The 15,822-nt window shown below is 71.7% G+C and carries 13 protein-coding genes and 1 pseudogene; 13 read left to right on the top strand and 1 reads right to left on the bottom strand.

The window, feature by feature from the left end; all coding sequences use genetic code 11:
• Positions 1–4 precede the first annotated feature (4 nt).
• A pseudogene (locus ACFWM7_RS20720) lies at positions 5–2,188 on the bottom strand (ATP-binding protein); the annotation flags it as partial.
• A gap of 219 nt (positions 2,189–2,407) precedes the next feature.
• Between ACFWM7_RS20720 and ACFWM7_RS20725 the strand changes: the two are divergent.
• From ACFWM7_RS20725 to nusB, 13 genes are all read left to right on the top strand, one after another.
• The gene (locus tag ACFWM7_RS20725) at positions 2,408–2,869 is read left to right on the top strand and encodes a DUF948 domain-containing protein (protein ID WP_383262714.1); all 462 of its coding nucleotides are present in this window, start codon (positions 2,408–2,410) and stop codon (positions 2,867–2,869) included.
• 7 nt (positions 2,870–2,876) lie between these two features.
• Positions 2,877–3,215, top strand: coding sequence for a DUF6167 family protein (locus ACFWM7_RS20730; RefSeq protein WP_383262716.1), 339 nt, complete (start codon positions 2,877–2,879; stop codon positions 3,213–3,215).
• Entirely contained in the window at positions 3,215–5,884 is a 2,670-nt protein-coding gene (alaS, locus tag ACFWM7_RS20735) for an alanine--tRNA ligase (protein ID WP_383262717.1), read from the top strand. Before ACFWM7_RS20730 ends, alaS begins: the two co-directional genes overlap by 1 nt.
• Before the next feature lie 8 nt (positions 5,885–5,892).
• Positions 5,893–6,366: a Holliday junction resolvase RuvX gene (ruvX, locus tag ACFWM7_RS20740; protein WP_359145551.1), complete on the top strand. Its 474-nt coding sequence runs from the start codon at positions 5,893–5,895 to the stop codon at positions 6,364–6,366.
• A gap of 98 nt (positions 6,367–6,464) precedes the next feature.
• On the top strand, positions 6,465–8,228 hold the full coding sequence (gene mltG, locus ACFWM7_RS20745; RefSeq protein ID WP_383262719.1) for an endolytic transglycosylase MltG: 1,764 nt from the start codon (positions 6,465–6,467) through the stop codon (positions 8,226–8,228).
• Positions 8,225–9,052, top strand: coding sequence for a shikimate dehydrogenase (locus ACFWM7_RS20750; RefSeq protein WP_383262721.1), 828 nt, complete (start codon positions 8,225–8,227; stop codon positions 9,050–9,052). The genes mltG and ACFWM7_RS20750 overlap by 4 nt, the downstream gene beginning before the upstream one ends.
• 145 nt (positions 9,053–9,197) lie before the next feature.
• Positions 9,198–10,382: a chorismate synthase gene (gene aroC, locus ACFWM7_RS20755; protein WP_383262722.1), complete on the top strand. Its 1,185-nt coding sequence runs from the start codon at positions 9,198–9,200 to the stop codon at positions 10,380–10,382.
• Complete coding sequence (aroB, locus tag ACFWM7_RS20760; protein ID WP_383262724.1) at positions 10,379–12,016, top strand: 3-dehydroquinate synthase; 1,638 nt, start codon at positions 10,379–10,381, stop codon at positions 12,014–12,016. The genes aroC and aroB overlap by 4 nt, the downstream gene beginning before the upstream one ends.
• Positions 12,013–12,453: a type II 3-dehydroquinate dehydratase gene (locus ACFWM7_RS20765; protein WP_383262726.1), complete on the top strand. Its 441-nt coding sequence runs from the start codon at positions 12,013–12,015 to the stop codon at positions 12,451–12,453. The genes aroB and ACFWM7_RS20765 overlap by 4 nt, the downstream gene beginning before the upstream one ends.
• Before the next feature lie 150 nt (positions 12,454–12,603).
• The gene (locus tag ACFWM7_RS20770; RefSeq protein WP_383262730.1) at positions 12,604–13,479 is read left to right on the top strand and encodes a Pro-rich N-terminal domain-containing protein; all 876 of its coding nucleotides are present in this window, start codon (positions 12,604–12,606) and stop codon (positions 13,477–13,479) included.
• Positions 13,480–13,558: 79 nt separating this feature from the next.
• Entirely contained in the window at positions 13,559–14,665 is a 1,107-nt protein-coding gene (locus ACFWM7_RS20775; protein WP_383262733.1) for a M24 family metallopeptidase, read from the top strand.
• A 50-nt stretch (positions 14,666–14,715) separates the two neighbouring features.
• The gene (efp, locus tag ACFWM7_RS20780; protein WP_366470239.1) at positions 14,716–15,282 is read left to right on the top strand and encodes an elongation factor P; all 567 of its coding nucleotides are present in this window, start codon (positions 14,716–14,718) and stop codon (positions 15,280–15,282) included.
• A gap of 2 nt (positions 15,283–15,284) precedes the next feature.
• A complete protein-coding gene (nusB, locus tag ACFWM7_RS20785; protein WP_007453233.1) occupies positions 15,285–15,716 on the top strand; it encodes a transcription antitermination factor NusB in 432 nt (143 codons plus the stop codon).
• Positions 15,717–15,822 lie beyond the last annotated feature (106 nt).

Below are 15,822 nucleotides of genomic sequence, written 5' to 3' on the forward strand. Positions count from 1 at the left end.
CATACAAACGCGAGGCGGCGGGCCTTCGATTTTTAAAATTAACACCCGTCGCCGGCACCCCGCCCGCCCCCGGCGCGTCCCCCGCCGCCCCCGGCCCGCCGCCGGCCAGGGCCCGGTCGACCGCGGTGGCCGGATCCAGCCGCCGGCCCGCCCGCAGCCCCTCCTCGTACGCCGCGTTCCCCAGCTCCCGGCGCGCCTGCTCCTCGCACTCCACCCGCGGCCGCCCGTAGAACGCGGAGCCGAACAGCTGCAGCCCCACCGACGGCCAGATGCCCTCCGCCGCCCCCTGGAGCACGGCGGCCTCCCCGGCGTCCCCCTCCACCACCGTCACCAGCGCCAGCAGCTCCAGCGACAGCACCGTGCCCAGCAGATCGTTGAACGTCCGGCCGATGGTCAGGCACTCCCCGAGCATCTGCCGCGCCCGGGCCGGCCGCCCCCGCCGCAGCGCCGCGTACGCCAGGACGTACAGCGCGTACGCCAGCGCCCACCGCTCTCCGCGGTCCTCGCAGATCTCCCGGACCTCGTCGCAGATCACCGCCGCCGCGTCCAGATCGCCGAGGAACGCCACCGCCATGGCCAGCTCCACCTGCGCCATCAGGACGTTGCTGTTCAGCTCGCCGACCTCGCGGTACCGGCCGACCGCCTCGCGGAGCAGCTCCTCGGCGCGCTCCATGTCGTCCGTCACGATCGCCAGACACCCCGTGCGGTGCACCGCGTACGCCAGTGCCGTCGCGTCCCCGGCGCGCTCGGCCTCCTCCCGGCACTCCTGGAGCGCCGAGATCGCGCCCACCGGGTCGCCCTGGAGCACCGCCACATAGCCCAGCACCCACAGCACCTTCAGCCGAGCGGCATCGTGCGGCGTCGGCTCCTCCAGGACGTGGTCCAGCCAGTGCCGCCCCTCGGACAGCCGCCCGCAGCCCGTCCAGTAGAACCACAGGGTGCCCGCCAGATGCTGCGCCAAGTGCACCTCGTCGGGGCTCTCCATCGAGCACTCCATCGCCCGGCGGAGATTGGGCAGTTCGCAGTCGATCCGCGCAGCCACCTCCGCCTGGCGCGGACTGAACCAGTCCAGCTCGCACCAGGTCGCGAGCCCCAGGAACCAGTCCCGGTGCCGCCGCCGCAGCCGCTGGGCGTCCCCGGCGGCCGCCAGCCACTGCGCCCCGTACTCGCTGACCGTGTCCAGCAGCCGGTAGCGGGCCCCGGCCGGCCCGTCCTCGCGCTCCACCACCGACTGGGCCAGCAGTTCGTCCAGCACATCGAGCACCGAATCGGCCGGCAGGTCCGCCCCGCCGCAGATGTACTCGGCGGCCTCCAGATCGAACTGCCCGGCGAACACCGAGAGCCGGGCCCACAACAGCCGCTGCTCGGGCGTGCACAGCTCATGGCTCCAGCCGATCGCCGTCCGCAGGGTCTGGTGGCGGGGCGGCGCACCGCGACGGCCGCCGGTCAGCAGCCGGAACCGGTCGTCGAGGCGCAGCAGCACCTGCTCCACCGAGAGGGCGCGCAGCCGTCCCGCCGCCAGCTCCAGGGCCAGCGGGATCCCGTCGAGGCGGCGGCAGAGCTCCAGCACGGTTCCCCGCTCGCTCGCCGCCGGCTCCCAGCCCGGCCGCACCCCGCGCGCCCGTTCGGTGAACAGCTCCACCGCGTCCTCGTCGGACATCGGGGCGAGCGGGAACGTCCGTTCCCCGTCCACCCGGAGCGGGCAGCGCCCGGCCGCGAGCACCTGGAGGCCCGGGGCCCGGCGCAGCAGCTCGGTGACGAGGTCGGCGCAGGCGTCGACGAGGTGCTCGAAGCCGTCGATCACCAGCAGCGTCCGGCGCTCGTGGAGGTGCTCGACGAGCACGGCGCGCGGCGGCCGACTGGTGTGATCGGTCAGCCCCAGGGCGTCGATCAGGGCGTGTTCCAGCAGGTCGGGATCGCGGACGGTGGACAGCTCGGCCAGCAGGACCCCGTCGCAGTACCGTTTCTCCCCGAGCGCGGCGACACGGGTGACGCACCGGGTCTTGCCCACGCCCGCCACTCCGACGACGGTGACGAGCCTGGACTCCTCCAGCAGCCCGCCCAGCTCGGCCAGTTCGTCCTCGCGGCCCACGAATCTGTTGAGTTCGGCCGGGAGGGTGCCGGGCGCGGCCGCAGGGCGGGCGTCCGGATCGTCGGGATTCGGGCAGGGGTCCTGCAGGCGTCGCATGAAACACGGAGCGTACTGGCTTGAAAGCTCTCCGTACAATCTCGTAAGACAACTCCCGCCCGGCCCGCGGGGAATGCGGTAGGGGAGCAGATGCGCGGCGCGATAGGCTCGTGGGACGACGATCGGGCGCGTCGGCGGCAGCCGGCGGCACCGACGGAGACAGGCCCCCCGAAGGGCCGATCGACAAGCAGAGAGCGGTGCACAGTGTCCGGTGGAGAGGTGGCCGGGATCCTCGTGGCCGTCTTCTGGGCGATCCTGGTCTCGTTCCTCGCCGTGGTGCTGGTGAGGCTCGCCCAGACGCTCAGGGCGACGACCAAGCTCGTGGCGGACGTGACCGATCAGGCCGTTCCGCTGCTGGCCGACGCCTCGGCGACGGTGCGTTCGGCGCAGACCCAGCTGGACAAGGTCGACGCCATCGCGAGCGACGTGCAGGAGGTCGCCTCCAACGCCTCCGCGCTCTCCACGACCGTCGCCTCCACCTTCGGCGGCCCCCTCGTCAAGGTCGCGGCCTTCGGCTACGGCGTACGGCAGGCGCTCGGCCGCCGCACCGCACCCGAGCCCGAACCGGAACCGGCGCGGGGCCGTGGCTCCGCCCGCCGCACCGTGATCGTCGGCCGGACCGTACCCTCGGCGCGCGAACGCAGGCGCGAACGCCGAAACGCCCGCGGACAGAAGGACTGATCGAGCGATGTTCCGCCGCACGTTCTGGTTCACCGCCGGCGCAGCCGCCGGTGTGTGGGCCACCACCAAGGTCAACCGCAAGCTCAAGCAGCTGACCCCCGAGAGCCTCGCGGCCCAGGCCGCGGACAAGGCGATCGAGACCGGTCACAAGCTGAAGGACTTCGCCCTCGACGTACGGGAGGGCATGGTCCGGCGCGAAGCCGAACTGGGCGGCGCCCTGGGCCTGGACGCACCGGTCGACCCCGATCTTCCCGTACAGCGGCACTTCGCCGTCGAAGCGGCCGAGCCCGCGAACACGTACCGCACACTTCCCTACAAAACGAACAACCGGAATGAGGACCACTGATGGAGTCGGCTGAAATTCGCCGCCGCTGGCTGAGCTTCTTCGAGGAGCGCGGTCACACTGCCGTGCCCTCGGCGTCGCTCATCGCGGACGACCCGACTCTGCTGCTGGTCCCCGCGGGCATGGTCCCCTTCAAGCCGTACTTCCTCGGCGAGGTCAAGCCGCCCGCCCCGCGCGTCACCAGCGTGCAGAAGTGCGTGCGTACGCCGGACATCGAAGAGGTCGGCAAGACCACCCGCCACGGCACCTTCTTCCAGATGTGCGGCAACTTCTCCTTCGGGGACTACTTCAAGGAAGGCGCCATCCAGCTCGCCTGGGAGGCCCTGACCAACTCCGTCGAGGACGGCGGTTACGGCCTCGACCCCGAGAAGCTCTGGATCACCGTCTACCTCGACGACGACGAGGCGGAGGCCATCTGGCGCGACAAGATCGGCGTCCCCGCCGAGCGCATCCAGCGCCTGGGCAAGAAGGACAACTTCTGGTCCATGGGCGTCCCCGGACCCTGCGGCCCCTGCTCCGAGATCAACTACGACCGCGGCCCCGAGTTCGGTGTCGAGGGCGGCCCGGCCGTCAACGACGAGCGCTACGTGGAGATCTGGAACCTGGTCTTCATGCAGTACGAGCGCGGCGCCGGCGACGGCAAGGAGGACTTCCCGATCCTCGGGGACCTGCCGTCGAAGAACATCGACACCGGTCTCGGCCTCGAACGCCTCGCCATGATCCTCCAGGGCGTACAGAACATGTACGAGACCGACACCCTGCGCGTCGTCATGGACAAGGCCACCGAGCTGACCGGCGTCCGCTACGGCGCCGAGCAGGGCACCGACGTCTCGCTCCGCGTCGTCGCCGACCACATCCGTACGTCGGTGATGCTCATCGGCGACGGCGTCACCCCCGGCAACGAGGGCCGTGGCTACGTGCTGCGCCGCATCATGCGCCGCGCCATCCGCAACATGCGCCTCATGGGCGCCACCGGCTCGGTCGTCAAGGACCTGGTCGACGTCGTGATCGACACGATGGGCCTCCAGTACCCGGAGCTGATCACCGACCGCAAGCGCATCGAGACCGTCGCGCTCGCCGAGGAGGCCGCCTTCCTCAAGGCCCTCAAGGGCGGCACCAACATCCTGGAGACCGCCGTCACCGAGACCAAGGCCGCCGGCGGCCAGGTCCTCGCCGGCGACAAGGCGTTCCTGCTCCACGACACCTGGGGCTTCCCGATCGACCTGACCCTGGAGATGGCCGCCGAGCAGGGGCTGTCCGTGGACGAGGACGGCTTCCGCCGCCTCATGCAGGAGCAGCGCGACAAGGCCAAGGCCGACGCCCGCGCCAAGAAGACCGGTCACGCCGACCTGTCCGCCTACCGCGAGGTCGCCGACACCTCCGGTGCCACCGAGTTCACCGGCTACACCGCCACCGCCGGCGAGTCCACCATCGTCGGCCTGCTGGTCGACGGCGTGCCCTCGCCCGCCGCCACCGAGGGCGACGAGGTCGAGGTCGTCCTCGACCGCACCCCCTTCTACGCCGAGGGCGGCGGCCAGCTCGCCGACACCGGCCGCATCCGGCTCGACACCGGTGCCGTCATCGAGATCCGTGACGTCCAGAAGCCGGTCCCCGGCGTCCACGTCCACAAGGGCGTCGTCCAGGTCGGCGAGGTGACGGTCGGGGCCCCGGTCTTCGCCTCCATCGACGCCACCCGCCGCCGGGCCATCGCCCGCGCCCACAGCGCCACCCACCTCACGCACCAGGCGCTGCGCGACGCGCTCGGCCCGACGGCCGCCCAGGCCGGCTCGGAGAACTCCCCGGGCCGCTTCCGCTTCGACTTCGGTTCGCCCGCCGCCGTTCCCGGCACGGTCCTCACCGACGTCGAGCAGCGGATCAACGAGGTCCTCTCGCGTGAACTCGACGTCCAGGCCGAGGTCATGTCGATCGACGAGGCCAAGAAGCAGGGCGCCATCGCCGAGTTCGGCGAGAAGTACGGCGAGCGGGTCCGTGTCGTCACCATCGGCGACTTCTCCAAGGAGCTCTGCGGCGGCACCCACGTCCACAACACCGCCCAGCTGGGCCTGGTGAAGCTGCTCGGCGAGTCCTCCATCGGCTCCGGCGTGCGTCGCATCGAAGCCCTGGTCGGCGTCGACGCGTACAACTTCCTCGCCAAGGAGCACACGGTCGTCGCCCAGCTCCAGGAGCTGGTCAAGGGCCGTCCCGAGGAGCTTCCCGAGAAGATCGCGGGCATGCTCGGCAAGCTGAAGGACGCCGAGAAGGAGATCGAGAAGTTCCGCGCGGAGAAGGTCCTCGCGGCCGCCGCCGGGCTCGTCGAGTCCGCCAAGGACGTCCGCGGCGTCGCCCTGGTCACCGGTCAGGTCCCCGACGGCACCTCCGCCGACGACCTGCGCAAGCTGGTGCTGGACGTGCGAGGCCGCATCCAGGGCGGCCGCGCGGCCGTCGTGGCCCTGTTCACCACGGCCAACGGCCGCCCGCTCACCGTCATCGCCACCAACGAGGCCGCCCGCGAGCGCGGTCTCAAGGCCGGTGACCTCGTGCGTACGGCCGCCAAGACCCTAGGCGGCGGGGGCGGCGGCAAGCCGGACGTCGCCCAGGGCGGCGGCACGAACCCGGCCGCCATCGGCGACGCCGTCGCCGCGGTCGAACGCCTCGTCACCGAGACCGCGTGACGAGCGCGATGACGCAGATGCGCCGAGGCCGGCGGCTCGCCGTCGACGTCGGGGACGCCCGGATCGGGGTTGCCTCGTGCGACCCCGACGGGATCCTGGCCACGCCGGTGGAGACCGTGCCGGGACGCGATGTCCCGGCCGCCCACCGGCGGCTCCGCGGACTCGTCGAGGAGTACGAGCCGATCGAGGTCATCCTCGGTCTGCCGCGCTCGCTCGGCGGCGGCGAGGGCCCGGCGGCCGCCAAGGTCCGGGAGTTCGCGCAGGTGTTCGCCCGGTCGATCGCACCCGTTCCGGTGCGACTGGTGGACGAGAGGATGACCACAGTGACGGCCGCCCAGGGGATGCGCGCCTCGGGCGTGAAGTCCAAGAAGGGCCGATCTGTCATCGACCAGGCTGCCGCTGTGGTGATCCTTCAGAACGCTCTGGAGTCCGAACGGGCGTCAGGCAATCCTCCGGGTGAGGGCGTCGAAGTGGTTGTCTGATCGCGATACGGTAACGTTCCGCGCGATGCGGCGGTGTTCGAATAGACCGCACGGCGAAGCGAAGAGACGGAACGTCGTCTCGCGGCTCTAGGGGATCGATGACTGAGTATGGCCGGGGCCCCGGCTCCGAACCGTGGCATCCCGAGGACCCCTTGTACGGGGACCAGGGATGGGATGGCCGCCAGGCCGCCCACGGCCAGAGCCAGTACGGCGACCAGCAGCAGTCCTATCCGCAGGACCCGTACGCCCAGCAGCACCAGAACCAGCAGCACCAGCAGTACTCGCAGCAGCCGTACGACCAGCATCAGCAGTACGGCCAGCAGCAGAACCACCAGCACCAGCAGCAGAACCACCAGCAGTACGGCACGCCACAGCAGGACCCCTACGCCCAGCAGCCGGGTGCCCAGCCGCAGTACAACGGCGGCTGGGACACCGGCCAGCAGGCCGCCATGCCGTACGGGGCCGAGCCCCAGGACCCGTACGCGCAGCACCCCGGCGGCTACGACACGGGCCAGGACTACTACGGCACGCCCGAGGCCTACCCTCCGCCGCAGCCCCCGGGCCGCCGCGAGGCCGCGCCGGGGCAGCAACAGCAGCAGTCGACGGACTGGGATCCGGACGAGCCGCACGAGGAGACGCACCCCTTCTTCACCGGTGCGGACGGACCGGCCGGCCGCGAGCCGCGCGACGACGACGATGACCCGGACGACGACGGATCACGCTCCTCGCGCCGCGACCGCGGCGGCAATGAGCGCCGGGGTGGCAAGGGCAAGAAGAAAAAGAGCCGCAGCGGCTTTGCCTGCCTGGTGGTCTCCGTCGTCCTGGTCGGCGGCCTCGGTGGTGTCGGGTACGTCGGCTACACCTTCTGGCAGAAGCAGTTCGGAGCCCCGTCCGACTACGCGGGGTCGGGCTCCGGCGAGCAGGTCGAGGTGGAGATCCCCGAAGGAGCCTTCGGGTACGACATCGCGAACATTCTGCGCAAGAAGGGCGTCATCAAGTCCTCCGACGCGTTCGTCGCGGCTCAGAACGACAACCCCAAGGGCAAGTCGCTCCAGGCGGGCGTCTACCTCCTGAACAAGGAGATGTCGGCGGCCAGCGCCATCACGCTCATGCTCGACCCGAAGAGCCAGAACGCGTTCGTGATCCCTGAGGGGACGCGTAACGCGAAGGTCTACGAGCTGATCGACAAACGGCTCAAGCTCAAGGAAGGCACCACGGCGAAGGTCGCCAAGACCAAGGCGGAGTCGCTGGGCCTGCCCGACTGGGCCGACGACAACCCGGATGTGAAGGACCCGCTGGAGGGCTTCCTCTACCCGGCGGCGTATCCGGTGGCCAAGGGGTCGAAGCCCGAGGACGCCCTGAAGCGGATGGTCACGCGGGCGAACAAGGAGTACGACAAGCTCGACCTGGAGGCCGGCGCGAAGAAGCTCGGCCTGAAGACGCCGTGGGAGCTCATCACCGTCGCGAGTCTCGTGCAGGTCGAGGGCAAGTACAAACACGACTTCGACAAGGTCGCCCGGGTCGTCTACAACCGCCTCAAGCCCGGCAACATGGAGACCGTCGGGCGGTTGGAATTCGACTCCACGGTCAACTACATCAAGGGCCAGAGCACGCTGGACATCGGCGCCGTCGACGATCTGCGGAAGATCGACGACCCGTACAACACGTACAAGATCATCGGTCTGCCGTCCGGCCCGATCAGCAACCCGGGCGCGGACGCCCTGCACTCGGCCATGAATCCCACACCGGGCCCCTGGTACTACTTCGTCTCGATCAATGAGGACAAGACCGTCTTCGCCGAGACCAACGAGGAGCACGAGAAGAACCGGCGGGAGTACGAGGACGGGAAGTCCGGCCAGTGAGCGAGCCACGCAGGGCCGCCGTCCTAGGCTCGCCCATCGCCCACTCCCTCTCCCCGGTCCTGCACCGCGCCGCGTACGCCGAACTCGGCCTCGACCACTGGTCCTACGACCGGTTCGAGGTCGACGAGGCGGCGCTGCCCGCGTTCGTGGAAGGCCTGGACGGCTCCTGGGCGGGACTGTCGCTGACCATGCCGCTCAAGCGGGCGATCATCCCGCTGCTCGACGAGGTCAGCGCGACGGCCGCCTCCGTGGAAGCCGTCAACACGGTCGTGTTCACCGAGGACGGCCGCCGGGTCGGCGACAACACCGACATCCCCGGCATGATCGCCGCCCTGCGGGAACGCGGCGTCGACAAGGTCGACTCCGCCGCCGTCCTCGGCGCGGGGGCCACCGCCTCCTCCGCCCTGGCCGCACTCGCCGCGGTCTGCGCCGGACCGGTCACCGCCTATGTACGCAGCCCCGAGCGCGCCGCCGAGATGCGCGGCTGGGGAGAGCGGCTCGGGGTCGACGTCGTCACCGCCGACTGGGCGGACGCGGAAGCGGCACTGAGCGCGCCACTGGTCATCGCCACCACCCCGGCGGGCGCGACCGACACCCTGGCCGGATCCGTACCGGGGGCCTCCGGCATCCTCTTCGACGTGCTGTACGAGCCGTGGCCCACCCGACTCGCCGCCGCCTGGTCCGCGCACGGCGGGGCGGTCGTCGGCGGGCTCGACCTCCTCGTGCACCAGGCGCTGCTCCAGGTCGAGCAGATGACCGGCCGGATCCCGGCGCCGCTGGCCGCCATGCGGCAGGCCGGAGAGGCCGCGCTCGCGGCCCGCTGACGGGCCCTTCGGCGAACGTCGCCGGTCCGCCTGCTGGACCGGCGACCGGATCGTGCCCCCGGTCGTGGGAGGATCGGGGGTGGCGGGCCAGGGCCGCGCACCCGGTGGCGCCGTTGGATTTCAGGCGCGAGCATGAGGAGCACCGTTGAGCAGGTTGCGCTGGCTGACCGCAGGCGAGTCGCACGGCCCCGCCCTGGTGGCGACGCTGGAGGGTCTTCCCGCCGGTGTCCCGATCACCACGGAGATGGTGGCGGAGGCGTTGGCCCGGCGACGGCTCGGTTACGGCCGCGGCGCGCGGATGAAGTTCGAGCAGGACGAGGTCACCTTCCTCGGCGGCGTACGCCACGGGCTCACCATGGGCTCCCCGGTCGCCGTCATGGTCGGCAACACCGAGTGGCCCAAGTGGGAGCAGGTCATGTCGGCCGACCCGGTCGACCCCGACGAGCTGGCCCAGCTCGCCCGCAACGCCCCGCTGACCCGGCCCCGCCCCGGCCACGCCGACCTCGCGGGGATGCAGAAGTACGGCTTCGACGAGGCCCGGCCGGTCCTGGAGCGCGCCAGCGCCCGGGAGACCGCCGCGCGCGTCGCCCTCGGGGCCGTCGCCCGCTCCTACCTCAAGGAGACCGCGGGCATCGAGATCGTCAGCCATGTCGTCGAGCTGGCCGCGGCCAAGGCGCCGTACGGCGTCGTCCCGGTCCCCGGCGACGTGGAGAAGCTGGACGCCGACCCGGTCCGCTGCCTGGACGCCGACGCCTCCAAGGCGATGGTGGCCGAGATCGACCAGGCCCACAAGGACGGCGACACCCTCGGCGGCGTCGTCGAGGTGCTGGCGTACGGCGTGCCCGTCGGGCTCGGCTCGCACGTCCACTGGGACCGGCGCCTGGACGCCCGGCTCGCCGCAGCCCTCATGGGCATCCAGGCCATCAAGGGCGTCGAGGTCGGCGACGGATTCGACCTGGCCCGCGTCCCCGGCTCCAAGGCGCACGACGAGATCGTCGCCACCGACGACGGCATCCGGCGCACCTCCGGCCGCTCCGGCGGCACCGAGGGCGGCCTCACCACCGGCGAGCTGCTGCGCGTCCGCGCCGCGATGAAGCCCATCGCCACCGTGCCGCGCGCGCTCGCCACCGTGGACGTCGTCACCGGCGAGGCCACCAAGGCCCACCATCAGCGCTCCGACGTCTGCGCCGTCCCGGCCGCGGGCATCGTCGCGGAGGCGATGGTCGCCCTGGTCCTGGCCGACGCGGTCGCGGAGAAGTTCGGCGGCGACAGCGTGGCCGAGACGCACCGCAACGTCCAGTCGTACCTCGACCACCTCCAGATCCGATGAGCGGCCCCCTGGTCGTCCTCGTCGGCCCGATGGGCGTCGGCAAGTCCACCGTCGGCGAACTGCTCGCCGCCCGGCTCGGCACCACCTACCGGGACACCGACGCGGACGTCGTCGCCGAGGCCGGCAAGCCGATCGCGGAGATCTTCTACGACGAGGGCGAGGAGCACTTCCGTGCCCTGGAGCGCCGCGCCGTCGCCGCGGCGATCGCCGGGCACCCGGGCGTCCTCTCCCTCGGTGGCGGCGCCGTCCTGGACGGGGCGACCAGGGAGCTGCTGGCAGGCCGGCCGGTCGTCTACCTCTCCATGGACGTGGACGAGGCCGTCCGCCGCGTCGGACTCGGCGCCGCCCGCCCGCTGCTCGCGGTCAACCCGCGCCGGCAGTGGCGCGAGCTGATGGACGCCCGCCGCCATCTGTACGAAGAGGTCGCCCGTACCGTCGTCGCGACCGACGAGAACACCCCCGAAGAGGTCGCCCAGGCGATCATCGACGCACTGCAACTGCCGGAGGGCCAAGCCGCCCCCGGCGTGGAGAAGACCGGCATGACGCAGCAGGGCCCCACCCGCATCCAGGTCGCAGGCTCCGCGGGCTCCGACCCGTACGAGGTTCTCGTCGGCCACCAGCTCCTCGGCGAGCTGCCCCAGCTCATCGGTGACCGCGCCCAGCGCGTCGCCGTCCTGCACCCCGAGGCGCTCGCCGAGACCGGTGAGGCGGTACGTGAGGACCTCGCGGCCCAGGGGTACGAGGCCATCGCGATCCAGCTGCCCAATGCGGAGGAGGCCAAGACCGTCGAGGTCGCCGCCTACTGCTGGAAGGCGCTCGGCCAGACCGGCTTCACCCGCACCGACGTCATCGTCGGCATCGGCGGCGGCGCCACCACGGACGTCGCCGGGTTCGTCGCGGCCAGCTGGCTGCGCGGGGTCCGCTGGATCGCGATCCCGACCACCGTCCTCGGCATGGTCGACGCGGCCGTCGGCGGCAAGACCGGCATCAACACCGCCGAGGGCAAGAACCTCGTCGGCGCCTTCCACCCGCCCGCCGGGGTCCTCTGCGACCTCGCCGCGCTGGACTCGCTGCCGGTCAACGACTACGTCTCCGGCATGGCCGAGATCATCAAGGCCGGCTTCATCGCCGACCCGGTCATCCTCGACCTGATCGAGGCCGACCCCGAGGCCGCCCGTACGCCCGCCGGGCCGCACACCGCCGAGCTGATCGAGCGGTCCATCCGGGTCAAGGCCGAGGTCGTCTCCAGCGACCTCAAGGAGTCCGGACTCCGCGAGATCCTCAACTACGGCCACACCCTGGCCCACGCCATCGAGAAGAACGAGCGCTACAAGTGGCGCCACGGCGCGGCCGTCTCCATCGGCATGGTCTTCGCCGCCGAGCTGGGCCGGCTCGCCGGACGCCTCGACGACGCCACCGCCGACCGGCACCGCAGCATCCTGGAGTCGGTGGGCCTGCCGCTCGCCTACCGCGGCGACCAGTGGCCCAAGCTGCTGGAGAACATGAAGGTCGACAAGAAGTCCCGCGGCGACCTGCTGCGCTTCATCGTCCTGGACGGCATCGGCAAGCCGACCGTCCTGGAGGGCCCCGACCCGGCCGTGCTGCTCGCCGCCTACGGGGAGGTCTCCGCGTGACCCGCAGGGTCTTCGTCCTGAACGGCCCCAACCTCGGCCGGCTCGGCTCGCGCGAGCCCGACGTCTACGGGGCCACCTCCTACGCCGGACTCGTCGAGACCTGCACGACCCTCGGCAAGGAGCTCGGCTTCGACGTCGACGTACGGGAGACCAACGACGAGGGCGAGCTGATCCGCTGGCTCCACGAGGCGGCGGACGGGTCGATTCCGGTCGTTCTCAACCCGGGCGCCTTCACGCACTACTCGTACGGGATGCGGGACGCGGCCGCCCAGCGCACCGCCCCGCTGATCGAGGTGCACATCTCCAACCCGTACACCCGCGAGGAGTTCCGGCACACCTCCGTGGTCGCCGCGGTGGCCACGGGCACGGTGGCCGGGTTCGGCATCGGCTCCTACCGGCTCGCCCTGCGCGCCCTGGCCGACGAAGTGACGAACTGACGGGCTGGCACCCCGCCGGTCCCCGCCCGCCCCACCGCGCGGCGACGGGCACTTCGTGCCCTCCCGGGCCGTTCACCCCGAGACGGCCCGGGAAGGTACGGTAGCCGTCCCAGCAGCGCCAGTTGCAGTGACGAGACGGAGTGGCACCGGATGCAGCACGCAGTGGGGGCCCCGCTGCCGCCCCACGGACCCGGTATCGGGCACGTTGGCCGGCCCTACCAGGCCCAGCAGCCCGGTCACCCCGGCCCGCCCCCGATATCCCCGCCGCCCCCGGTCCCCGGCCAGGCCTCGCAGCCCCCGGTCCCCGGTCAGGCTCCGCCGGCTCCGGGCCAGGCCCCCGGGCCGGGCTGGAGCGGCACCGGCCCCACGCCCCCCGCGAGGGACGCCGTCGGCCACACCGGACACGTCCAGCTGCCCCCGGGCGGCCCCGTGCCGCTGCCCGCACCCCCCGCCGAGCCCGGCACCGGCGGCGCGACGCTCGCCGTGCTGCTCATCGGCCCGGCCGGGGCAGGCAAAACCACCGTCGCCAAGCTCTGGGCGGCCCGCCGCCGGGTGCCCACCGCCCATGTCTCCCTCGACGACGTCCGCGAGTGGGTCCGCTCCGGCTTCGCCGATCCGCAGGCCGGCTGGAACGACCACTCCGAGGCCCAGTACCGCCTGGCCCGCCGCACCTGCGGCTTCGCCGCCCGCAACTTCCTCGCCAACGGCATCTCCTGCATCCTCGACGACGCCGTCTTCCCCGACCGCCCGGTCGTCGGCCTCGGCGGCTGGAAGCGCCATGTGGGCCCGGGGCTGCTGCCCGTCGTGCTGCTGCCCGGCCTGGAAATCGTCCTGGAGCGCAACGCCGCCCGCAGCGGCAACCGCCGGCTCTCCGACGAGGAGGTCGCCCGCATCCACGGCCGGATGGCCGGCTGGTACGGCTCCGGCCTCCCGATCATCGACAACTCCACGTATGACGTCGAGACCACCGCCCGCGTCCTGGACGACGTGCTGGCCCGCTCCATCGCGAGCCCGCCCGCCTGGTAGCGGCAGCGTTCGGAAGCCTCGCCCCCCGGTCGGATGCGCTGGCCGGGCGGGCCGCCGCCCCCGCTCGTACGCTCGAACCATGTCAGAGGTGCACGCCGTCCGACGCGGGCTGCTCCGCGACCGGTGCGCCGCCGCGGGGTCCGCGGCCGCCCTGGTCTCCCGCCCCGCCAACGTCCGCTATCTCGCGGGCGGAGCGCCGCCCGGCGCAGTGCTGCTGCTCGGCCCCGGCGAGGACGTTCTGCTCTGCCCCCGCGCCCCCACCGGCGAACCCGCCCACGGGCGGCCCGACGAGGCGCTCCGGGTCGACCTCCTGCCCGCCCCGGACGCGGACCCGGTGATCGCCGCCGCCGGCCTCGCCGCCTCGTCGGGCGCGGATTCGCTCGCCGTCGAGGAGCACGACCTGACCGTGGCCCGGCATCGGGCCATGGGGAAGGCCGCCCCGCGTCTGAAACTGGCCGATCTGGGCTTCACCGTGGAGCAGCAGCGGATCGTCAAGGACGAGGAGGAGATCGGCTGCCTCCGGATCGCCGCCGAGATCACCGACCAGGCCCTCGGCGAACTCCTCGAATCGATCCTCGTCGGCCGCACCGAGCGGCACCTCGCCCTCGAACTGGAGCGCCGCCTCGTCGACCACGGCGCGGACGGCCCCGCCTTCACCACCTCCGTGGCCACCGGCCCCAACTCCGGCCAGGGACGCCACCGGCCCTCGGACCGCAGGGTGGAGGAGGGAGATTTCCTCTCCGTCCGCCTCGGCGCGAGCTACCACGGCTACCGCTGCGAGATCGGCCGTACCTTCGTCATCGGCACCGCCCCCGCCGAGTGGCAGATCGAGCTCTACGACCTTGTTTTCGCCGCTCAGCGGGCAGGCAGGGAAGCCCTGGCGCCGGGGGCCGCCTACCGGGACGTGGACCGGGCGGCCCGGCATCCGCTGGAGTCCGCGGGGCACGGCGAGGGCCTTCAGCCGTGGACCGGGCACGGTGTGGGGCTCGAAATCGAGGAGGACCCGCAACTGGCACCGACAGCCATGGGTAAACTGGACGCTTGTGTGCCGGTCACCGTCGGACCGGGGGTCCACCTCCCGGGCCGGGGCGGTGTCCGGATCGATGACACGCTCGTCGTGCGCCCCGAGGCGGACGGCGGACCCGAGCTACTCACCATGACGACCAAGGAGCTGCTCGCGCTCTAGCGCGCATCCTCGGTCGTTCCACCAGCTTCAGTCCAGGAGATTCCGCAACCGTGGCTTCCACGAACGACCTCAAGAACGGCCTGGTGCTCAAGCTCGACGGAGGCCAGCTCTGGTCCGTCGTCGAGTTCCAGCACGTCAAGCCCGGCAAGGGCCCCGCCTTCGTGCGCACCAAGCTCAAGAACGTGCTCTCCGGCAAGGTCGTCGACAAGACGTTCAACGCCGGCGTGAAGGTCGAGACGGCCACCATCGACCGCCGCGACATGCAGTTCTCGTACATGGACGGCGAGTACTTCGTCTTCATGGACATGGACACGTACGACCAGCTCATGGTCGACCGCAAGGCCGTCGGCGACGCCGCCAACTTCCTGATCGAGGGCTTCACCGCCTCCGTCGCCCAGTACGAGGGCGAGGTGCTCTACGTCGAGCTGCCCGCCGCCGTCGAGCTGACGATCCAGCACACCGACCCGGGCGTCCAGGGCGACCGCTCCACCGGCGGCACCAAGCCCGCCACCCTGGAGACCGGTTACGAGATCGGCGTGCCGCTCTTCATCACCACCGGCGAGAAGATCAAGGTCGACACCCGCTCGGGCGACTACCTCGGCCGGGTGAACAGCTAACCGTGGCTGCCCGGAACAAGGCCCGCAAGCGCGCCTTCCAGATCCTCTTCGAGGCCGACCAGCGCGGTGAGTCCGTGCAGAGCGTCCTCGCGGACTGGGTTCGGCTCTCGCGGACCGACGACCGTCAGCCGCCGGTCGGTGAATTCACGATGGAGCTGGTCGAGGGGTACGCGCAGTACGCGGACCGGATCGACGACCTCATCGTCACCTACGCCGTGGACTGGGAGATCGACCGCATGCCGGTCGTCGACCGGAGCATCCTGCGGCTCGGTGCGTACGAGCTGATCTGGATGGACGAGACCCCGGACGCCGTGGTGATCGACGAGGCCGTCCAGCTCGCCAAGGAGTTCTCCACCGATGACTCCCCGTCCTTCGTGAACGGCCTGCTGGCCCGTTTCAAGGACCTGAAGCCGAACCTCCGCCGGGAGCAGTAGCCCCGGCCGCGGCGGTTCGGTCGCACACCACGAAGGGCCCACGGTCAGCCGACCTTGGGCCCTTCGGTGTACCCGGGGGCACGGCGTACGCGGGCACACGAACGCC

The organism is Streptomyces sp. NPDC058375, from assembly GCF_042723425.1.
GTDB classification, from domain to species: Bacteria; Actinomycetota; Actinomycetes; order Streptomycetales; family Streptomycetaceae; genus Streptomyces; species Streptomyces durocortorensis.

Coding starts and splice junctions, on each gene's coding strand:
- ACFWM7_RS20730 (WP_383262716.1), top strand. CDS start 2,877: ATGTTCCGCCGCACGTTCTGGTTCACCGCCGGCGCAGCCGCCGGTGTG.
- alaS (WP_383262717.1), top strand. CDS start 3,215: ATGGAGTCGGCTGAAATTCGCCGCCGCTGGCTGAGCTTCTTCGAGGAG.
- ruvX (WP_359145551.1), top strand. CDS start 5,893: ATGACGCAGATGCGCCGAGGCCGGCGGCTCGCCGTCGACGTCGGGGAC.
- mltG (WP_383262719.1), top strand. CDS start 6,465: ATGACTGAGTATGGCCGGGGCCCCGGCTCCGAACCGTGGCATCCCGAG.
- aroB (WP_383262724.1), top strand. CDS start 10,379: ATGAGCGGCCCCCTGGTCGTCCTCGTCGGCCCGATGGGCGTCGGCAAG.
- ACFWM7_RS20770 (WP_383262730.1), top strand. CDS start 12,604: ATGCAGCACGCAGTGGGGGCCCCGCTGCCGCCCCACGGACCCGGTATC.
- ACFWM7_RS20775 (WP_383262733.1), top strand. CDS start 13,559: ATGTCAGAGGTGCACGCCGTCCGACGCGGGCTGCTCCGCGACCGGTGC.